This window comes from Microcoleus sp. S13_C3 (assembly GCF_036700905.1).
Lineage (GTDB): Bacteria > Cyanobacteriota > Cyanobacteriia > Cyanobacteriales > Microcoleaceae > Microcoleus.
In genome coordinates, this window is the sequence record NZ_JAUBPT010000043.1 from 1 (window position 1) to 21991 (window position 21991).

The 21991-nt window shown below is 46.9% G+C and carries 13 protein-coding genes; 10 read left to right on the plus strand and 3 right to left on the minus strand.

All coding sequences use genetic code 11. The features are described 5' to 3' along the window. Positions 1–8: 8 nt before the first annotated feature. The 4 genes from QUA16_RS14125 to QUA16_RS14140 all read left to right on the plus strand — a co-directional run bounded on the left by QUA16_RS14125 (position 9) and on the right by QUA16_RS14140 (position 2626). Positions 9–350 (plus strand): hypothetical protein, encoded by a 342-nt coding sequence (locus tag QUA16_RS14125; protein WP_333181182.1) that lies wholly within the window; start codon positions 9–11, stop codon positions 348–350. Positions 351–403: 53 nt separating this feature from the next. Continuing rightward, on the plus strand, positions 404–1753 hold the full coding sequence (locus QUA16_RS14130) for a hypothetical protein (RefSeq protein ID WP_333103947.1): 1350 nt from the start codon (positions 404–406) through the stop codon (positions 1751–1753). A gap of 121 nt (positions 1754–1874) precedes the next feature. Continuing rightward, positions 1875–2330, plus strand: a complete 456-nt coding sequence (locus QUA16_RS14135; protein WP_333103948.1) for a KGK domain-containing protein — start codon at positions 1875–1877, stop codon at positions 2328–2330. Between the two features lie 50 nt (positions 2331–2380). Further along, positions 2381–2626, plus strand: a complete 246-nt coding sequence (locus QUA16_RS14140; RefSeq protein WP_333103949.1) for an HNH endonuclease — start codon at positions 2381–2383, stop codon at positions 2624–2626. Positions 2627–2887: 261 nt separating this feature from the next. Here QUA16_RS14140 and QUA16_RS14145 read toward each other — a convergent pair whose 3' ends face one another. Next, positions 2888–6700, minus strand: a complete 3813-nt coding sequence (locus QUA16_RS14145) for a sugar-binding domain-containing protein (protein WP_333103950.1) — start codon at positions 6698–6700, stop codon at positions 2888–2890. Positions 6701–6929: 229 nt separating this feature from the next. Here QUA16_RS14145 and QUA16_RS14150 point away from each other — a divergent pair, with 229 nt between their 5' ends. The 4 genes from QUA16_RS14150 to QUA16_RS14165 all read left to right on the plus strand — a co-directional run bounded on the left by QUA16_RS14150 (position 6930) and on the right by QUA16_RS14165 (position 19212). Continuing rightward, a complete protein-coding gene (locus QUA16_RS14150) occupies positions 6930–12044 on the plus strand; it encodes a PAS domain S-box protein (protein ID WP_333103951.1) in 5115 nt (1704 codons plus the stop codon). A 10-nt stretch (positions 12045–12054) separates the two neighbouring features. Continuing rightward, positions 12055–12198: a hypothetical protein gene (locus QUA16_RS14155; RefSeq protein WP_333103952.1), complete on the plus strand. Its 144-nt coding sequence runs from the start codon at positions 12055–12057 to the stop codon at positions 12196–12198. 1077 nt (positions 12199–13275) lie between these two features. Further along, complete coding sequence (locus QUA16_RS14160) at positions 13276–17511, plus strand: ATP-binding protein (protein ID WP_333103953.1); 4236 nt, start codon at positions 13276–13278, stop codon at positions 17509–17511. Positions 17512–17889: 378 nt separating this feature from the next. After that, positions 17890–19212, plus strand: coding sequence for a response regulator (locus tag QUA16_RS14165; protein WP_333103954.1), 1323 nt, complete (start codon positions 17890–17892; stop codon positions 19210–19212). Positions 19213–19594: 382 nt separating this feature from the next. On the opposite strand, the gene QUA16_RS14170 is transcribed toward QUA16_RS14165, so the two are convergent. Both QUA16_RS14170 and QUA16_RS14175 read right to left on the minus strand, forming a co-directional pair. Next, a complete protein-coding gene (locus QUA16_RS14170) occupies positions 19595–20134 on the minus strand; it encodes a GIY-YIG nuclease family protein (RefSeq protein ID WP_333103955.1) in 540 nt (179 codons plus the stop codon). Positions 20135–20200: 66 nt separating this feature from the next. Further along, a complete protein-coding gene (locus QUA16_RS14175) occupies positions 20201–20527 on the minus strand; it encodes a hypothetical protein (RefSeq protein WP_333103956.1) in 327 nt (108 codons plus the stop codon). Between the two features lie 328 nt (positions 20528–20855). Here QUA16_RS14175 and QUA16_RS14180 point away from each other — a divergent pair, with 328 nt between their 5' ends. Beyond that, complete coding sequence (locus QUA16_RS14180; RefSeq protein WP_333103957.1) at positions 20856–21653, plus strand: hypothetical protein; 798 nt, start codon at positions 20856–20858, stop codon at positions 21651–21653. A gap of 101 nt (positions 21654–21754) precedes the next feature. Continuing rightward, positions 21755–21991 (plus strand): hypothetical protein (locus QUA16_RS14185; RefSeq protein ID WP_333103958.1); only part of this gene is annotated, 237 nt, incomplete at its 3' end.

Consider the following 21991-nt stretch of genomic DNA (forward strand, 5'->3'; position numbering starts at 1 on the left):
GAAGCTAAGTGTCGGTTTTCCCCAAAAGCGGCGCACCTTATCATACTTTTGTATATTTGCAAAATCGGGATGCTCCCGAAGAAACCGAGTTGATGGAAAAGACACGGGGAAATCCGGGAATTCGCGATCGACTGTTTTACATTTTCAACCGCATTGACGAAACTTGGTACAACACGCAACTGCGACAGCGCTTAGAAAATCTGATTAATTCCGACTTTCGCGATACTGCCAGAGTTTACAAAACTAGCGGATTGTTGGGATTTTACGGGAGTTTGATTCGAGGGACAACAGGGCGCGATCGCTTTGGTTTAAATACAATCTTTGCCACAGTCAACGGCGAGTTTCTGTAGATGATAAATTAGATTCATAATTTATCGGTATTAGTGAAGAAACTCCGCAATTTGTGAGTGAATTTAATCGCTACTGTGCGAATTACGGCAAACTATCTCCGAGCAAATTTCGCATTTCAGTTAACAGCTACGAAACACCCAATGAAAACTACGTGCGGATTCTTGCGGAACAAGGACAACCATTAATTGCTCAATTAATTCAAGATAGCGGTATCGAAGATTTTCGCACAGCCATCACCCGTTACCTCACCGAAGAAAAACGCCCGCAACTGTTCAAAAATTTAGCTGACGACTTAGAAGACTTGTGCATTCAACTGCGGAAACATTACCAAACAATTCAGCGGAATTTGGACAGCCAGCCCCGTGAAATTGAAGCAATGAAAGCGCAAGAACTTTTGCGACTAAATCAAGAGTTGCAGCAAGTCGGACAGGATTTTCGGGAACATATCGCCGAAGAAGTCAATGAAATGATTATGAACAGATGCGATATTTTCGATATAGACTTTCGGCAACTGCAATCTCGGATGATCCGCCGCTTGGATGAATTGTTAGATGGATTTTCTGTTGAGGCGGCTTACGGGCGCACTTTACGCAATCATCCCCGCAATGCCACAGCACCTTTAATTGCTGTTTTAGTTGAAGCGCTTTATTATTTAGCGAATCAGTTGGAAGATATTTTAGTAGAGGCTACTAAGTCACTGGTTGATAATTATTTCCAGTATTTGAAAGATAGCGTTCGCAAGTCGGAATACTATCGATTACTCTATCGGTTGTTGGGGAACGACGGGGGAATTGAACAGCAGTTAGAGGAGTTATCAAAGCGGGTTTCTGATGCTTTGGTAAATGCGGCGGGCGTTGAGTGCGATCGCTACGTGCGAGAAAGTCCCCGTTTTTACGACGAAGGCACATTTTCGATTTATCAATTCCGGGAAACATTGCAGCAAACTTCTCAAGGTTTCGACTGCGAAAATATGGTAGATGCCCAACCGGCAATTCGGCAATTATTGCGGCTAGATTTTGAGCCGAAAGTATCGAGAACTATTCGGCAAACTTTCCGCCAGACTGTCAACCAAACCCTGAAAGAGCATTTGTTGCCGCTGACCCAAAAGCAAGCTGATGATATTTTGCAGAAATACAGTCAAGCCCGCGATTATTTGGAGCAAACTTTGGCACAGGAGGCGGAGGAAAAGATTGCTGGGAATCTGTGGCGGCAAGCTGAGAATGAGCAGAAGATTCAAGAGTACGATCGGGCGGTTTCTGGGATTAATAGTTGTTTGCAGGCGATGAAGTTGCACGAGCATTTGTTGCCTGTAATTGGGCAAAATGATAGGAAACCAGGCGATTGGAAATCGCGTCTACACAGACAAAACCCGCCTTCGCGGGTTGAAAAAAAACATTCTTAGTCCGCGCAGGCGGACTTTGTTTGTGTAGACGCGAATTCTATTCGCCCGGTTCTTGCTTGCCAAAAGAGAGATACTACTCTAAAATAGTTAGGATGACAGTTTAAATAAATTAGCAATGAATATGAAAAATAAAGTTGATTTGCACAACTGCGGCAATGATGATGCTTTATCTTTTGGTAACGCAATGCTTAAAGTAGAAAAACTCAAGGAAACAGTAAATAGAGTTTTTCCTGAACATGGGTTAGGAGAGACACTCACTAATTCCTTAAGCGAACAGAAAATAATTATTGATGTAGGTCGTGACGGTAATTTTCATGGTGGTAAATTACATAACATAAGATATTTATATGAGAAATGGTTTGGTGAAGGTATAGATTGTGAAATTCTCAGAGTGGGTGCTCAGGGCTGGCAGAAAGGAAAGATTAGACTCAAACTCAATGTCACTATAGAGTTTTGCCCCGACGAACCAGACGTTGAAGAAACACCAGAAAACAACGAATCAGAAACTAGCCAACCAGAATCCCCCCTCGATGATTTGCGCCGCCAACTTCTCAATCAAGAAAACTCACCCAGCTAATCCATCAAACATCCGCGTTCATTCGCGTTCATCTGCGCTTAAAAATCATCATGTCTAAAACCCCTAGAATCCCCATTCCTCCAGAAGTCAGAAAATACGTATTCACCCGCAATAAATACCAGTGCCAAAGCTGCGGCCAAACCAAGCTAGAAACCCAACTCACGATCGATCATATCATCCCCCTAGCGCGCGGCGGCAGCAACGACATCAGCAACTTGCAAACCCTCTGCAGCGCCTGCAACCAAAAGAAAACCGACAAACTAGACCCCCGCTTCCGCCGTCACTTTGACCTTTGATATTTAACAGTATAATAAAATCAGCAATTTAACATTGAAATGGCTAACCTCTGTTCGATCGCACTTTTAATCCCTAGCTTGGATAACTGCAATGCTGACAAATTGCACCATTGTCAAGAACAGGCTTTTCGGCCTGTTCCACAAGAAAATTTATCTCTTGTGGAACAGGCCGGAGAGCCTGTTCCTAAGCAAGTAATTGAGAATTGTGCAACATCTCAGTTACATCCGTTACATCCGCTACAAAATCCGCTGCCGAACTTCCTACCATCGATAATACCGATAAGGATCGTCCCCCTTCTCAAAATCCGTTCTGTAATCCCAGTGATAAAACTCCCGACTCGAACCGTTAAACACAGATCCATCAGCCTTAAAACTCGCCCCTAAATTAGCCAAAATCTGAGCATTGGCCCGGGTTTGCCGCCAGCGAGTAAAACGCAAATAAGTCTTAGTATCAGCATTCAAACTGTCCGGTTCAATCTGGGAGAAAATCGCCACACCCTTGCCAACTTTTACCCGACTTAACAAACCGTCAGCACCGATTTCTCCCCCAGACTTAATCAACCAAGTATCATAAAAAGAGCGCGATCGCAAATCTGAAGCACTAACCCCCTTCACCTCATCCCAACTCGGAACCGCCAGCGAACCCCCGAAATCCTGCGCTTGCTGCAAATCTACGCCCAAACCCGCAGCAGGCACTTGACGCGACAAGAAAAACGCCTTCCCACCAGCATTCAAATAACCGCGCAAATCTGCATCTTTCAGATTCGCTTCTCTCCCCACAATCACCAAACCAACATCATTAGAAAGCGAACTAGCGCGCTGATAAATTACCCCCAAACTGTCCAACTTTTGGGCATCTCCATCTCCCCCTATTAAAACCACTTTATCCGGCTTTCCAACCACCGGAGAATTCATCCCGTAACTCACAATTTGTTGCACTAACTGCGCCGCCCCAGCGTCTACAGAATAATGGTCTTCCAAATCCAACTCGTTTAAAATCAGCCGCCCTTTTCCGTAATCCAATTCCATCAGCGGCGAATAAGCTAAATCAAACTCAGATTCCAAAATGGGGCGCCAACCGCTGCGGTGAGGCTTCTCAATAGAAGCGCTACTGACACCGCCGCGATTTCCCCAGCGCCAGCCGTACCAATGTTTATTTGCCTGAGTCAAATTAGGGCCAGTTTTAATTGTATCTGGATAAGCTTCAACCAGCGTGCTTTCCCCCACCCAATCCCGCAAATCTTCACTGTCTAAACCGCTAATTGCCGGATGGTTGCTGTCAACTGGATAAGCGCGGCGGCTGACATGGCCGGCAACCCGGAAACCCGTATTCTCCAGCCATTCCCGGCGCTGAGGAAACACAATTGCTTTGCCGCCGTTTCGGACAAAAGCTTCTAAACTTCCCGGCAAATTTTCCCCGCTAGAAAATGCTTCCCTACCGATAATTAATAGCGAGGAGACTTGCGAACCATTCCACGGGACAAGCTGATGACCTAATTGTTTTAACATGGCCGATGTTTTGCCCGCTGGATCGAAGATTGTCACCGCATCTTTGATATTGGATTGTTTGGGAAAAACGCGGAAAGCAAATGTATCAGAATGCGATCGCTCGCCCACTCGCGCAGTCAAGCGAATTTCGCCGTCAGCCTTGCTAGAAATGGTATTTGGCAATTTTATATCAATTGGGAAAAACAGCGTTCCTGCCGCCTCTATCCGGCCTTTTCTCTCGCCTTTTTTTACTTCTTTTCCCCCCACCAAAACCTGCCAATTAAACGAAAATTCTTGCGGCGTCCGCCTATCGTTAATTAACACTACTTGCTTTGCCAGTTTTTCGCCCACAAACAAATTGTGATCTTTCGCAGTAAAAACCGGGCTAGCACCAGCAATCCAAGCCAAAGTCGAGCTATTATTATTCATAATTGCCTCGCCCCCAGGATGAACAGTGTAAGCTTCGGGCTGGTAATAATTCAAAAGATTATTCGCTACTTGCTTCAAATAAACTCCCCGGCGACCAGGTTGAAATCCCCCAATATCCACCTTTTTTCTGCCAGCTTCGGAAACTTCCCAACCATGTCCGTCATTCCAAGGAATCATCCCCCCAGACATTCCAAAAGTCCGCCAACTCCGCCAAGTATTTGTACTGAATAACTGCTGCAACTGTTGAAAAGCTGGTGCAAAATCTAACTCGTTTTTAAAATGCCAGCTTTGATACTCCTGACCCTTGACAAATTGCTGGCGAATTGTAGTTTTATAAGCGGCAGTTTCCAACTCGTAAGCCTGCTTGCCAAAATAAATTGCCGCAAACTCAGTCATCCAAGGTTCGCTGAGAATGGCCTGACCAAAACCTTTGCGGCCCCGCATCATCGTTGCGTGCAGAGGAGTGCCAAACTCGACTGCCATGTAGGGCTTTTCCCCGGTTTTGCTCCACTCAGAAATCCACTCTTCCCGTTCTTGCAAGGGAATCATATTTAAATAAGAATTCAGCGCATAAACATCGCCGAAATTTGCGCCTTGGTGTACCATCACAGGTCTGGTGGGGTCAGCGGATTTAATCGCCGCTATAGCATCATTTCCTAGGGGAGTGTTGACCCGCAAACGCTCGTTGTCCGACGGACTGAGAGTTCCTTCTACTTTAGTTTTGCCGATGCGACGGGGATTTTGGTCGTCAGCGTGGCCGAAAAAATTAGGAATTGTCGCCCACATTAATACTGATGGATGATTGCGGTAGCGGCGCATTTCAGTCACCATTCGGGCTTTCCAGCGGTTTTTCCACAGGGGGTTTCTCCACTTGCCGTTCCAAGCGATAGGACTAATGTCTAAAGCGGGAGCCATAATTGGAAAACCTTTGAGGTCTGCTCTTTCGGAAAATAACTCTCGGAAGTGCCATTTACCCCGTTCGTCGTGATTCCAAGGCCACATTTCTGTTATGTTAAAACCTGCTTTTACGTAGCCATCAATTAGACCGTCAGAGACTTCAACTGTCCCGCCTTGCCAAGACTCGGAGTGCAAGTTTGGTCGCAGCCGAAATTCAGTTCCGTTTAAGAAAAATTTGCGCCCTTCTATCCAAAATTCGCGGAAGCCAAAAGGTTGGTAGTATTGCGTGTCAATGCCGCTGCCTTTTACTTCTAATTGCAGGGTGTAAAGGTTTGGTTGCCCGACATCCCAAAGACGGGGATTTGGCCAATTCCACTCAACTTGTACGGTTTGAATAGCTTTAGCTTTAACGTTGGCAGTGGCGGTAAATTTTTGTTGTACCTTGCCTTTTTCGTCGAGCATTTGCGCGATTATTTCTACTTGACCGCTTTGGGCAACGTCTTTGAGTTCTACATCTAATTTAACTTGCTTTTTTCGAGTGGAAGTTTGGACGAATACGTCCCTAATTAGCGGGCCTGGGGGAAGGCTCAGAAGCCGTACTTCGCCGATGATTCCCCGCGATTGCAACTTGGATTTTTCTGTGTAAATTTCTGTGGGGCCCATGATGACGGCTTTTTCCTTTTCATCGGATACTGCTATCACTAAAATAGATAGGGTGTTTTGACCGGGTTTTGCTGCTTTGGTAATTTCAATAGTGCCGTAGGGCCAGGGGACTTGACCGCAGTTAATGCCATTGACAAAGATGACTGCATCGGTGCTGACTCTGGCTAAGTCGAGAAATATTCGGCGGTTTGTCCAGTCGCGGGGAATGTCTATATTTCTCTGATACCAAGCTTTTGATAGTTGTTTACTGTTGAAGTTTTCCCAATCTTTGCCGTTGCCGCGAGTGATGATTCCGGGTACGGAGTCGTGGTTTTCTTTTTGCCAGTCTCCAGGTACCTGGATGGAACCCCAACTTGGGGAGACGGGGGGGTTTTGGGGGTTGCCAACTGCAGGGACAAATTGCCAAGTTCCGTTGAGATAGATTTGGGAGCGTTTGTTGTCGATCGCCCCGACGGCAGCGGTGGTAAGATTGGGGAAGCCGATCGATATCGCTGAGCTGCTGGCGAAGTCGGGATTTTGAAGCGCGTAACCGACAAATCCAAAGAGGGTGGCGGCTGCGAAAAATAATCCGATAATTTTGGCCAGCTTGTGATTCACTCGCTTATTTCTCCCAGAAATTAGATAATCTAATTTGTCCCTGGCTCTATGATAGCAGTTGATTCAGCAGAAATCCCCCTCCCAATCTGCCTCTGGGAAGATGGCACAGAGCTGACAAATGTGGTTTTGTATAGAAAAAATAAATACTTAGTTTTAACTGAGTTTTAACAAGGTTGTTTCATCGACATAAGCAATAGTGCGATCGCGCCATCGCTACAGGTCAACAAAAATGAGCGAGTTTGAGGTCTTGCCCTTACCCATTAAATCTTACAGTATTGCTACATTTAGCGCCGGCACGGCTTTACTGCTGACAACTCTGTTACTGTTTTCCTTCCAGGCAGGTTCTGCAATCTTACTTTTGGCCGCTGCCGTTATCGCTTGGTATGCTGGCTTAAAGTCCGCAGAACAAGAACTAGAAATAGAACGTAATATTATTTCAAAAGTAATTGACACGACAGCTTGCTTGATTGTAGTTCTAGACAGCCAAGGACGGATTGTCCGCTTTAACCAAGCTTGCGAAAAAACTACAGGTTACTCGACAGCAGAAGTTGTTAATAAATATGTTTGGGATTTGTTCTTAATTCCCGAAGAAATAGAGCCAGTTAAAACAGTTTTTACCCAGCTAAAAGGCGAACATTTTAACAGCGAATATCAAAACTATTGGCGCACTAAAAACGGCTCTAAGCGCTTAATTTATTGGTCGAATACTGTGACGACAGATGGCAAGGGTTTGGTCGAATATGTCATAGGAACTGGGATCGATATTACCGATCGCCAAAAAGCAGAAATAGCTCTGGGTTTATCCTACACCAAACTAGAAAGCCGCGTCAAAGAACGCACAGCAGAACTGACAGTAGCTAAAGAAGCGCTGCAAGCTCAAGAAGAACGATTTCGCTGTTTAAGTTCCTGTTCGCCTGTCGGCATTTTTATTGCAGATTTTGATGGGCGCTACACCTATGCAAACCCACGCTGTCAGGCTATTTGCGGCTTAAGTGTGGCAGAACTTTTAGGAGACGGTTGGGAGAAGTGCATTCACCCGGAAGACAGCGATCGCGTATTGAGCCGATGGCTGGATTATACTCGGCAAGGTGGGGAATATGCGATCGAGTATCGCCTGCAAACACCAGAAGGGATTGTGCGCTGGATTAACGTTTGTGCCTCGCGGATGTTCTCCGACTCCGGCGAACTCATCGGATATGTGGGCACGGTGAGAGATGTCACGGAAAGACAACAAGCGCAAGCAGCTTTGGCAAGCAGCGAACAACAACTGAGAACGCTGTTAGAAAATACGCCAGATATCATTATCCGCACTGACAAAGAGCTGCGTTATATTTATGTCAATCAAGCAGTTGAAAGAAGCCAAGGAAAACCAATTTCATTCTTCCTCGGTAAAACCAGTCAAGAAATAGGAATACCGCCGGAACAGTGCCAGATGTGGGATGAAACCCTGCACAAAGTGTTAGAAACAGGTCAAGAAGAAATAATCGAATTTCAGGCTTTATCAATCAACGGCATCCGAAGTTATCAATCCCGCGTAGTTCCAGAATTTGACAAAAATGGCATACCAGAATCAGCCTTAATTGTCGCCCGCGATATCACAGAAATAAAACTTGCCGAAACTCAAAGATTGCAGTTAACAATCGAGCAAACAGCAAGGGAAAAAGCGGAAATAGAACAGCAGCGCTCGGCATTTTTAGCAGAAGTCAGCAAAATGCTGGCTGATGCGTTTGACGGGGAAACGGTGCTGCAAAAGGTAGCAGAATTAGCAATAAATTCGATCGCCGACGGGTGCTGCATTCATTTGACCGAAACGGGGTCAAAAGTGCGTCTAGTCGCTGTGGCTCACGCAGAACCCTCTATGGTTGAGACTATTAATAACTTCAGCATCCGAAGTTCGATCGCCGACAATGCTGTTAACGGCTATCCCGTGGTAATCCGCACCGGAAAATCCGAACTAATTGCCGAAGTGGATGAGGAAATTTTAGCAGCACTCGCCGAAAATTCAGCAGAAAAGGAAAAATTGCGCTCGCTCAATATCGGATCTCACGCTTGCGTACCGCTGAGAGCTCGCGGGCGGGTAATGGGTTCCATCACTTGCTTTACCTCGAAGTTGGGCCGCCGCTACAGTGCAGAAGACATGGCAATGCTAGAAGATTTAGCATATCGCGTGGCGATCGCCCTAGACAACGCCCGACTTTACACTGAAGCGCAACAAGCACTATCTCAAACATCGCAATCCTTTGCCTTAATTGACGCGCTGTTAGAAGCATCTCCCCTAGCGATTTGCTTTATGGATCGCGAAATGCGCTTCATCCGTATCAATCAAGTATTAGCAGAACTCAACGGTTTGCCGATAGAACAGCATCTCGGCCAAGACTTCCGCAAATTGTTGCCAGAACATGCAGCCAAATTTGCGCCGATAATTCAGCAAGTTTTAGAAACCGGCCAGCCTGTTTTAAACTTAGAAATGAGCGGCGAACCTCATGGGAAACCGGGATATTTCGGTTACTGGCTAGCCAACTACTACCCAGTGAAAAATGAAAGAGAAGAAATAATCGGAGTCGGCCTAATTATCACAGATATTACCGCAGAAAAACAAACAGAATTAGCTTTGCGGGAAAGCGAAATGCGCTTCCGCAGCGTGGTAGAATCTAACATGATCGGCATCGGTTTCTGGGATGTCAACGGGGAAGTTACTGACGCTAACGACGCCTTGCTGAAAATGATTGGATATACGAGGGAAGACTTAGTTTCAGGACAGATTCGCTGGTCCGATATCACGCCGCCGGAATACGCAGAACTCGATCGCGCCGCCATCGCGCAAGTCGAAGCGGAAGGAAGTTGCGCGCCTTATGAAAAAGAATTCATCCGCAAAGACGGCTCGCGCTTCCCAATTTTAATCGGCGGCGGAAACTTGCCAGGATGCACAGACAAAGGAGCATTATTCGTACTAGATATCACCGATCGCAAACAAGCCCAAAACCAACTTCGAGAAAACGAAATACGCCTTCGCCGCCAACTAGCAGAACTCGACTTAGTTTACAAAACCACACCAGTCGGGCTGTGCTTTGTCGATACCAATTTGCGCTACATCCGCCTGAACGAATGCCTCGCTGCGATCGACGGCAAATCGATGGCAGATTACATCGGACATACCGTTAGAGAAGTAATTCCCGAAATGGCCGATATGCTAGAGCCGATTTACCGCCAAGTGCTGGCGACGCAAACCCCCGTGCTCGACTTGGAAGTTAAAGCCGAAACCAAGCAACAGCCGGGAGTTTTGCGCGATTGGCAAATCAGCTTTTACCCCGTGAGTGATGAATCAGGAACACTGCTGGGAGTCAGCACTGTGGTAGCCGAAATTACCGATCGCAACCAAGCAAAACGGGTAATGCAGCAAAGCGAAGCCATATTCCGGCGGCTGTTCGAGTCAAATATTTTCGGAGTTGCGATCGGCGATTTTAGCGGCCGCATCGCCTACGCCAACCAATCCCTGCTCAACATGGTCGGCTACACCCGCTCAGAGATGCTCTCCGGTAAAATGCGGTGGGACAGGATGACCCCCCCCGAATACCTGCACCTCGACGCCTTAGCAGCCCAAGAACTGCGGGCTAAGGGAGTCGCAACTCCTTTCAAGAAAGAGTACATCCGCAAAGATGGCAGCCGCGTGCCGATTCTGATGGGCGGAACCACTCTGTGCCCGGACGATCGCGAACCAGAGACGATCGTCGCATTCTACATCGACTTGACCGAGATATCCCGCGTGGAAGCAGAACTCAAACACAATCAAGAACGGCTGCAAATCGCTCAGCAAGCAGGCAAAATCGGAACTTTTGAATGGAACATCCAAACCGGCGAGGTCGCGTCTACACCGGAGTTAGAGGCTTTGTACGGGCTGCCTGCCGGCGGTATCGACAGCTATGAAACTTGGCTGGAAATGGTGCATCCAGACGATCGCACTGTTACCGAACAGCAGGTGCAAGCTGCGGGGGCTTCCGGGGAGGAATTAAACATAGAGTTCCGCATCTGCCGCCCGGACAAAAGCGTGGGCTGGATTGCTTGCAGGGCGAAGGTGTTTCAGGACGATCGGGGTTTGCCTTGGCGGATGATCGGGGTGAACGTTGATATCAGCGATCGCAAAGAAGCAGAAGCAGCGCGATCGCACATCCATCAAACTTTAGAAGCCTTGATTCAGGCTTGTCCCCTAGCAATTACCGTTTTGGACTGCGACGACGGCACTGTGAAAATGTGGAACCCAGCAGCAGAGAGGATTTTTGGCTGGCATGAATCAGAGGCGGTAGGTCAATTTGTGCCCAGCGTTCCCGCAGACAAGCGGGAAGAATTCACGGCTAATTTGAAAGGAATTCGCGAAGGAAAGGCGATCGCCGGCATGGAAACCCAGCGCCAAAGGAAAGACGGCAGCTCGATCGACATCAGTTTGTGGGCAACTCCAGTCCGCGACAGCAACGGCAATATCAACTGTATGTCGATCGTCGCCGACATCAGCGATCGCAAGCAAGTCGAGGCCCAACGCGCTCAGTTGCTCGATCGCGAACAGGCCGCGCGGGCGGAAGCAGAAGCTATCAGCCGCCGGAAAGACGAGTTTCTAGACTCTCTTTCCCACGAATTGCGAACGCCTTTAAATGTGATTCAGGGGTGGGCACAGATCCTGCGCGCCCACCCCTACAACAAAGATAAATTAGCTTCGGGTTTGGAAGCCATTGAGCGTCAGTCGAAGGTGCAAAGCCAGCTAGTGGAAGATTTGCTTGACGTTTCCCGGATCATTCAAGGCAAGCTGGCCCTGAAACCCGGCTGGTTCTACATGGTAAGGACGATCGAGGCGGCTCATAATTCAGTTCGTTTGGCAGCCGAGGCCAAGTCTGTCACCGTTTCGTTAGAACTTGACCCCTCAGTCAGCTTGATGTGGGGCGATGCTCAGAGGTTGCAGCAGGTAGTGTGGAATTTGCTGACTAACGCCGTCAAGTTTACGCCTTCGGGGGGAAATGTGCAAGTGCGCTTGTCTGCGGTAGCTGTTAGCGATTCCTCATCACCCAATTACGTGCAAATTACTGTCAGCGATACCGGAAAGGGCATTTCTGCTGAGTTTTTGCCCTTTGTGTTCGATCGCTTCCGACAAGCAGACGGCTCGAAAACTAGGGCTGACAGCGGTTTGGGACTGGGATTGGCGATCGTCGAGCACTTGGTGCAACTCCACGGGGGCACTGTGACTGCGGAAAGTCCCGGTAAAGACCAGGGTGCGACATTTACGGTGACACTGCCTCTCAAACAGCCTCGGAGTAAGCAGCGGCAGTTGAGAGGAGTCGCCGCCGGATATCTTAGTTAGTGATATCGCTATGGCCGTTGAGGACGGCTACTCGCCGATCCGCCAAGTGCGATCGTCCGCATCCGACAAAATCAAGCGCTTGCCGGCCGTGGCGCTGACAGCTTATGCTAGCGAGGAAGATCGCGATCGGGCGATCGCCGCTGGTTACAACTGATATCTTGCACCATTGTCAATTAGCCGTAGGGGCGGGTTCGCCAACAGCCTTAAAGCTTGCAAATAGGTTCTATAAACCCGCCCGACCCCACGAAAAATCCTCTTATTGATATTGCTGCAAGATGTCAGTTACAACTGATATCTTGCACCATTGTCAAGAACGGGCTCTCCGGCCCGTTCCACAAGAAAATTCACTCTTTGTGGAACAGGCATCTTGCCTGTTCCTAAACAAGTAATTGAGAATGGTGCAACATCTCAGTTACGACGAACACTTAACAAAGCCGATCGAACCCGTTCTCTTCGCCACCGTTTTAGCCAAGTTAAAAAATTTGCAGTAGGGCGATCGGGTTCGACGAACACACGAATAATATCATTTCCGTTTGATTCGGATTTGTATGATGTTAAATCTTGTAGGGGCCCGTGAGCCAATAATAATCGCCCATAATCTACAATCTCATAAACCCGCCCCCGCTGGCTACCTGAGATGTTGCACCGGCAGTCAATAATGGGTTTTTGGGTGGGTTGGGGCGGGTTTATTTGACCTGTCTGCAACTTTTCAAGCTATTGGTGAACCCGCCCCTACAGGTTCCACAGGAATGGTGCGACATCATAGATGCTACCGGACATAATATAACCTGTACATTTTGATTCTGATTTGTATGAGGTTAAATCTTGTAGGGGCCCGTGAGCCAATAATAATTGCCCATAATCTACAATCTCATAAACCCGTCCCCGCTGGCTACCTGAGATGTTGCACCGGCCGTCAATAAGGGGTTTTTGGGTAGGTTGGGGCGGGTTTATTTAACCTGTCTGCAACTTTTCAAGCTATTGGTGAACCCGCCCCTACAGGTTCCACAGGAATAGTGCGACATCATAGATGCTACCGGACATAATATAACCTGTACATTTTGATTCGGATTTGTATGATGTTATATCTTGTAGGGGCCCGTGAGCCAATAATAATTGCCCATAATTGACCATCTCAAAAACCCGCCCCGACCGGGATATTATGGTTAATCGATCGGACATGATATGACATAAGGAAAATTTGACAGCCGCGTCCAATCTTCCCTATTAGTTGCCTATATTGAACCGGGCGGAAAATTTCACAGTTTTTAGGGCGCGCCAATCGCTACAGCAGTTAAAATACGATCGCCAGCGCAATTGGTTCACACCCATGCCCATTTATCACTTCAACCGCCTAACCGCCAATTTTTTTAGCAAGCTGCCACTGCGAACGATTCTGATTGTGCCGTTTGTTTTGCAAACAGTCAGCGCCGTCGGGCTAGTGGGCTATCTTTCTTTCAAAAGTGGTCAGGAATCAGTCGAGGATGTAGCGCATCAGTTAATCGAACAAGTAGGAGAACGTACCCGCGATCGCCTCACCGATAATAATGGGCCCTCGGCAATCAATACCTTTCTGGCTAGGCTGCACTTCTCGGCGTCGGGACAAACTTTTATTATGGATCGATCGGGCAATCTGATTGCCACATCCACACTAGAAAAACCCTTGGTGACGCCAACAAAAAAGCAACCGACGCCATTGCTAGCCACTAACAGCAAGGATGCCCGAACGCGAGATATTGCTCGACAACTCGCCAACCGATTTGGCAACTTCCGCGCACTGCAAACAACCCAGCGATTTACCTTGGCGAACAAGGGCGATAGGCAGTTTGTCCGCGTCACTCCCTATCGAGATTTCCGTGGCTTTGATTGGTTGATTGTGGTGGTGGTGCCAGAGTCGGATTTCATGGCTCGCATTCAAGCAAATACGCGCAATACATTCTGGTTATTGACGGGTACACTGCCGCTGGCGATCGCGATCGGATTGTTGACTTCCCGTTGGGTAACAAAGCCAATTATGCGTTTGAATACGGCAGCCAAAAATGTTGCCACAGGAAAATGGGATCAACCTTTAGAAATTAGACGCTTCGATGAAGTGGGAGAACTCGCCAATTCCTTCAATTTTATGGCAGCGCAACTGCAACAGGCTTTTGCAGACCAAAAATCTTTAAATGAAGCTTTAGCGCAAAGAGAGAGCCAACTCAAGCAATTTATTGAAGCCATACCTGCGGGAGTATCTATCCACGATGCCTCCGGTAAAGTCGTGTACTTCAACGAAACTGCCAAGCATGGGCTGGGCGTAGAAACTATTCCCGATGGGACTTTAGAAGAAGCAGTAGAAGTTTATCAAATCTACCGCCAAAACCAGCCGTATCCAACTGAAGAACTGCCCGCATTCCGAGCACTGCGCGGGGAAACAGTATTTCTTGAAGATGTAGAACTTTATCGAGATGGGAAATTTATTCCTTTTGAGGTGCGCGCCACACCAATTTTCGACGAAGACGGAAACATTATTTATGCCATCACTGCTTTTTCTAACATCGTACAGCGCAAACAAGCTGAAAAAATCTTAACTGACTACAATCGCACTTTAGAAGCCGAAGTGGTCGAACGTACCTGCGCCTTAGCTCGTGCCAACGAACTATTACAATCTGAAATTGCCGAGCGCAAATTGCTCGAACAAAAACTTTCCACTTCTACTGAGCAAGTTGTGAAAATATTTGAGTCGATTACAGATATTGTATTGATTTTTGATATTCAAGAAGAAACTATCCAAATTATACCCACCAAGGGAATTTTTCAATACAACTATCAGACGAATCAGATCGACTCCATCATCGAACAATTTTTTCATGAGCCAAGGGAGGAGATTTATTTTGCTCAAGTTCGACAGGCATTGGAAACCCAACAAACTATTAGTTTTGATTACAGTCTGCCGATTAATAACCAAGAAGTTTGGTTTGCTGCTAAAATTTCGCCACTGTCGGATAGCTCTGCTGTTTGGGTAGCGCGCGACATTAGCGATCGCCAGTTAGCCGAATCCCGACTGCTGGAAGCCCAAAAAATTGCCCGTATTGGCAGTTGGGAATACGATATCGCCACAGAAACAACCACTTGGAGTCAAGAACTATATCGCATTTATGAACTCGATCCGACTCAAAAACCGCTGCCAAACGAACAATTAATCGAGCGCTTTCATCCAGAAGATCGATCGCGCTATCTGACAATGGTGCGCGATCGAGCTATGTCGGGGCAAAGCTTTGAAATTGATCTGCGGCTGCTCCGAAGAGATGGCTCGATCAGTTACATTGAAGTTCGAGGGAAACCTGTTTATGAGGAAAAAGGGCATTTGCTCCGTTTGTTCGGCACTGTCTTGGATATTAGCGATCGCAAAGAAGCCGAGTCAGCTTTGCGAGAAAGCGCTCAGGGAGAACAAGCCATCGCCCGATCGATCGATCGCATCCGTCAATCTTTAGATATTGACACAATATTCAAAACCACAACATTTGAACTGCGACAAACCCTAAAATGCGATCGAGTCGGTATCTATCGCTTTAATCCTGATTGGAGTGGGGAATTTGTTGCCGAGTCAATGGCTCCGGGCTGGATATCTCTGATGCAACAACCCGACGATTTTAAGGTGCCAAACACTCTCGTCGAAGACTCTCGCTGTACCGTGAAAACTATGCAAGCCTCCGGTGAACCAGTGCTGGATACCTATCTACAAAGAAATCAAGGTGGTATGTATGCTAGAGGCGTTCCTTACCGCATAATTGAAGACATATACACCGCTGGGTTGAGTCCTTGTTACCTAGAACTGTTAGAGCAATTTCAAGCTAGAGCCTACGTTATTTTTCCCATATTTTGCGGCAGTAAACTTTGGGGTTTGCTCGCCAGCTATCAAAATTCTGCACCCCGCAGTTGGCGCGAAACAGAAATCAATATTGGGCTACAAATTAGCACTCAATTGGGAGTCGCCCTACAACAAGCTCAATTGCTCGAAGCCACTCAACAGCAAGCAGTAGAGCTTCAACAAGCCGCCTGGGCCGCAGAAGCAGCCAACCTTGCCAAAAGCACTTTCCTGGCAAATATGAGCCACGAACTTCGCACCCCGCTAAACGCAATTCTGGGATTCTCCCAATTGATGCAGCGCTCTACCAACCTCACTCGCGAACAACAGGAAAATATCCGTATCATCAACCGCAGCGGAGAACACTTGCTAGCTCTGATCAATCAAATATTAGATTTAGCCAAAATAGAGGCGGGACGCATTACAATCAACCCAACAAAATTTCAATTAAGCAGCCTGTTGAACGATCTAGCAGAGATGTTTCAGCTCCAGGCAAAGGAGCGACAATTGCAGTTAATATTTGACTGCTATAGCGAAACTCCTGAGTACGTGCAAACAGATCAAATGAAGTTGCGCCAAGTTTTAATTAATCTGCTTTCTAACGCCATTAAGTTTACTAAACAAGGAGTAATTTGGTTAAGAGTAAGTGCATTTATAGACCGTGGAAATCAGGATTTACCAATCAGTAATTACCAATTACATTTTGAAATAGAAGACACGGGTGCCGGCATAGCTGCTGATGAGTTAGATAAGCTTTTTCAAGCCTTTGTGCAAACCAAAACAGGAACAAAATCTCAGCAAGGAACAGGCTTGGGGCTGGCTATCAGCCAACAGTTTGTCAAGCTGATGGGCGGCGTGATTACTGTACGCAGTGAAGTTGGACGCGGCACCACCTTCGCGTTTGATATCCCCGTCAGCGCCGTTGATGCCCCGGCGACTCAACCCGTACAGCCACCGCGTCGGGTGATAGCGCTGGAACGCAATCAGCCACGCTATCGTATTTTGATTGTGGACGATCGAGCCGACAACCGCCAACTGCTGATCAAACTCCTCGCTGGCTTTAACTTTGAACTCGAAGAAGCCACCAATGGCATGGAAGCTATTGAAATGTGGTCGAGTTTTGAGCCACACTTAATTTTTATGGATATGTGGATGCCCGTGATGGATGGACATGAAGCTACCAAACGCATTAAAGCCACCCTTAAAGGTCAAGCTACGGCAATTATTGCCGTGAGTGCCGGTAACGCCGAGGAAGCGCAAACCGTTACTGTCTCAGATGATTGCGATGACTTTATTCACAAACCCTTTCGAGATACAGAAATTTTTGCCACCCTCCACAAACATCTGGGAGTGCGTTACATTTACGATGAACCGGAGAGTGTCCCCGAGTCAACTCAAATCGAGCCTCCGACTCCAGAGACTCTGGCAGCTTTACCCGCAGATTGGCTGGCAGCTTTAGAGAAAGCCACAATTGAGTGCGATTTAGAGTTAATTCTGATCCAAATTGAGCAAATTCGCGATCGCAATGACGCTTTAGCTAGCGCCCTAGCCGCATTGGCTAACGAGTTTCAGTTCAATCAAATACTAGCTCTCATCCATCCCGAAACGAAAGAGAATTGATATTACAGCAGATAGCAGGTTTATGAAGTACACCCCAGATATATCTTATATATCTATCCCCCCGTAGGGACACCGCACCTGGCCCATTGGTGTCCATTTAAGGTAAAACCAATAGTCCCACAGGGATTGAAACTCCTGCCTCAAAGCGAAAGTCTTCGCTATGAGGACTTAGAAGAAGAATTTTTAAACTCATTAGTCCTCTTTGAGAGGACTTTCGCTATAAGCCCCGTGGCATTCATTCCCGCTAAGGACTGCCGGGTAGGCGGAAGGACTGGCGGACAAAAAGCTTAAGTTAACACCTATGGGCACGGTGCGGTGTCCCTACTTCATAAACCTGGGATACTACAAACCTATAAAGGTTATTTAACCAAACTAGATATGAATTACGAACCAACTCCCGTCTTAAAAGGGAATATTTTAATTGTTGATGATATTCCGACTAATTTGCAACTTTTAGCTCAAATACTCTCGCAGCAAGGGTACAAAACACGCACCGCACCCGACGGCCAACTAGCGCTGCGGTCGATCGAGTTAACTCCTCCTGACTTAATTTTGCTCGACATCATGATGCCCGGTATGGACGGCTACCAAGTCTGCCAAGCCTTGAAAAATTCTCCCAAAACCAAGGACATTCCAATTATTTTTATCAGTGCTTTGAATGAAGTATTAGATAAAGTCAAAGCCTTTGAAGTTGGTGGTATAGATTATATCACAAAACCGTTTCACGAACAAGAAGTTCTCGCCCGCGTCTCAAACCAACTCGTGCAGCGGCAGTTGTTCCAGCAAACACAATCCTACGCCAAGCAACTCGAACAAACCGTAACTGAACTAAAGAAAACTCAAGCTCAGTTAATACAGAAGGAAAAAATGGCTTCTTTAGGTCAACTAGCTGCTGGAATTGCTCACGAAATCAACAATCCCGTCAGCTTTATCTACGGTAATATTGCTCTCGCGGCGGACTATACACGAGATTTGCTTCGCCTCGTCGAATTGTACCGACATTACTACCCCCACCCCGTTGCAGAAATTATGGGCGAATTGGACGAGATTCAACCCGAATTCATCGCAGAGGATTATCCAAAACTGCTGAATTCGATGACAGAGGGTGCTTCTCGGATTAGCGAAATTGTGATGTCTTTGCGGAAATTCACCCGCCTTGGCGAACAAAAGTACAAGCCAGTGGATATCCATGAAGGCATTGACAATACTTTAGTTATTTTGCAGCATCGGCTGAAGGGAACAAACAAAGCTGGTGAGATAGAGGTCATTAAAGACTACAGCCAACTGCCAAGAGTCACCTGTTACGCCAGTGAGTTAAATCAGGTGTTCATGAACCTGCTAAGTAATGCTATTGATGCCCTGGAAACTCAACCGTCTCCCCGAAAAATCCTCATCAGCACTTCACTAAGTTGTGAGTCAGAAGCGGCCCTGCACAATCAAGATTCAAAATTAGCCATTCACAATTATAAATCCGTTGTTATTCACATTGCCGATAACGGTTGTGGGATGAGTGAGGAAGTGCGCCACCAGATATTTGACCCATTTTTTACAACCAAGCCTGTAGGCCGCGGTATTGGATTAGGGTTGGCAATCAGTCACGATATTGTAGTGGAAAAACATCGAGGTCAAATCAGTTGTATTTCAGCTCCGGGCCGAGGAACCAAGTTAATTGTGCAGATTCCGATATCTGTTAAATTTTAATAAATTTCAACATTTTAAAATTTAACAGACCCAGAGGATATATCAGATAGATTGTACGCAAGCATCTGTTTAAGGTAAAACCGATAATCCGTCAGTCCGTCAGGGGTTGAAACCCCTGCCTCAAAGCGAAAGTCCTCTAAAAGAGGACTGAATAATTTATTAGTCCTCTTTTAGAGGACTTTTGCTATTAGACAGGGAATTCATTCCCTGGCGGACTGCCGGGTGAGCGGGAGGACTGGCGGACTAAAATCTTAAGTTGAGACTAATGGGCGCGGCGCCGTCTCGAAAGCTGTGGGTAATATTAATTACCATGCTACGGGATTTGATAGAAGTCCTCATTACAAACCGGGGCTGATTGTGGGGAATTGACCAGAGAGCGTATTTACTTTAAATCCAACAATCCGCTCGTTTTCAGCTTGGGATTAAACCGGATTTCTTCTGTTACGCCGCGACCTTTCAGCAGCGCGAAAATTTCATTTTCCACGCGCCGCGCGACATTTTTCAACAATTTATCTTTGGCAATTTCATCGGCGAAGATTCCTTCATAATTTGCCGTTTCTTGGGCAGTCATTACAGTTTTGGTGTCGATGGGATCGTTCCACTTGCCAGCATCGGCACCGTTACCTTGGGGTTGGAAACCGTTTTCGGCAATCCAACTCGATCGGATGCTTTCTAGAATAGTGCGGCTGGGCTTGTCAATAGTTTGGACTTTCAGCCAGTAGCAATATTGGGTTTGGCGTACCAAATGCTGTTTGAGGCTGAGGTAAATGTCGCGAGAATAGCCGACAAATTGCAGGACTTTCTCGCTGTCAAAAATCGCGTAGACGCCGATTTTTCCCTGGACAAAATCGGGCAATTTCCCCTCGGAGTCTATGTAGGAAATGAATTCTAAGCTGGCGAGAGATTGAATGTCTTCTGTCATCCGATTTTAGATTTTAGATTTTAGATTTTAGATTTTAGATTAAACCACAGATGAACCAGCCTTTACCTAATTCTTAAAAACTCGATAGATTGCACAGAGGCGGCTGGGTTTAAATATTTTGGCTTGGAACATGAAATTAGGCGGGACGTTGACGATCGCAAAATCGGTCGATTCATGATACTTTTCAAATTCCGCAGGCATTCCCTTCGGCGTCTCGCTGCTGTAAGGGACTGGCTGGAAAAGTAACTCGGCAAACTCAATGCGCGAGCATTGCAATTGTAGCGCTATTTGTTTGACAAAGCTTTCACCGGTTAATAAACCGAACAGTGCAGTTTTAGCATCGGGTTCGAGGACAAAACTGCTATCGTAGCTTTCAATAATCTTAAGACCCATTTTCTGTATACTCCTGACAGACGGCGGTGAACGCTTATTGCTTAAATGTTGAGCGATCGACTTAATCCTGAATTTTACCTGAGACTGAGCGTTTTAAACGCACAAGCTATCCGGCACGAGGTCAATCGATTTTAGATTTTAGATTTTAGATTTTAGATTAAAGAATTGAAGCATTGACCCCACGGATGAATCCGGGGGCTTGTATCCTGGATGCTTTCGGTCAATGAAAATACCACAATCAGGAAAATTTGACAAATAGCCCTGATTTATTTGCCGATCGCTTTTATCATGTCGGTATCGCCATCTATCCGACTACGATTAAAAGGCTATGCAGAAGATTGAAAAAGCATCATTCCCAGCTTCCAGGAGTGTCCCGAACCAGCCGGACTGGCTAGAATTGGTAGAATACGCCTCTGTTGCTGGTTCAGCTATTGGCACGATTGCTGCGGGATTGTCGGGCCAATTTGTCTACGCTGCCGCCCCCTTAACCGCAGCACTCTCGCTAAATCTCGCCAATCGCCAGCGTTTCGAGCAACAAATGCAACAAAAGGCAAATTCTGCGATTACGGACGTACAGGCCTCCGTAGAACGTCGATCGCAGCAAGTTCAGATACTACCTGGAGAACCTGCGGAACTCTACACCGCCGTCTCCCACTTGCAGCAAAAACTCCTCGGCTTGGAATCCGGCGTCATCGCCGAGGTACAAGCTGCCGTAGCCTCCCTCGAACGCCAAGCCCAGGCGCTGCCTGCAGATTCTCAGGATTTCCACACGCAACTGTCAGATTTGCAGCAAAAACTCCGCATTTTGGAAAATAGCGCCCTCAGAGAGCATGATTGGGAAAATGTCAACGTCCGATTTTTATTGATGGGCGAACAGTTAACTGAAGTTAAAACTATTACGGCTCAGTTACAGGAGCGATCGAACGAAGTAGACTTTGATACAATCCAAGGTTCTCTCAAGCAATTGCAGGACTTGCTCGATCGACCCACAATAGATGCAGGGATGCTGCAAACCGAGATTCAGCATTTGCAGCAGCAAGTGTCCGAGTTGCAGAGGCAAAATCAAGAAATTGTCAAGCCTTATTTGCAGCGTCTGACTCGCGCCGTGAAGAAACTGAGTCAGTAGTCAGTAGTCAGTAGTCAGTAGTCAGTAGTCAGTAGTCAGTAGTCAGTAGTCAGTAGTCAGTAGTCAGTAGTCAACTGTCAACTGTCATTGTAGCCATAACCTTGTTCCCAGGCTCTGCCTGGGAATACATACCCGGAGGCTCTGCCTCAATTACCCATTACCAATTCTCAATTACCTTTACCAATTCAGTAGTCAGTAGTCAACTGTCAGCAGTCAACTGTCAACTGTCAACTGTCAACTGTCAGCAGTCAACTGTCAACTGTCAACTGTCAACTGTCATTGTAGCCATAACCTTGTTCCCAGGCTCTGCCTGGGAATACATACCCGGAGGCTCTGCC

Coding starts and splice junctions, on each gene's coding strand:
- QUA16_RS14135 (WP_333103948.1), top strand. CDS start 1,875: ATGAAAAATAAAGTTGATTTGCACAACTGCGGCAATGATGATGCTTTA.
- QUA16_RS14170 (WP_333103955.1), bottom strand. CDS start 20,134: ATGACAGAAGACATTCAATCTCTCGCCAGCTTAGAATTCATTTCCTAC.
- QUA16_RS14175 (WP_333103956.1), bottom strand. CDS start 20,527: ATGGGTCTTAAGATTATTGAAAGCTACGATAGCAGTTTTGTCCTCGAA.
- QUA16_RS14180 (WP_333103957.1), top strand. CDS start 20,856: ATGCAGAAGATTGAAAAAGCATCATTCCCAGCTTCCAGGAGTGTCCCG.
- QUA16_RS14150 (WP_333103951.1), top strand. CDS start 6,930: ATGAGCGAGTTTGAGGTCTTGCCCTTACCCATTAAATCTTACAGTATT.
- QUA16_RS14140 (WP_333103949.1), top strand. CDS start 2,381: ATGTCTAAAACCCCTAGAATCCCCATTCCTCCAGAAGTCAGAAAATAC.
- QUA16_RS14155 (WP_333103952.1), top strand. CDS start 12,055: ATGGCCGTTGAGGACGGCTACTCGCCGATCCGCCAAGTGCGATCGTCC.
- QUA16_RS14165 (WP_333103954.1), top strand. CDS start 17,890: ATGAATTACGAACCAACTCCCGTCTTAAAAGGGAATATTTTAATTGTT.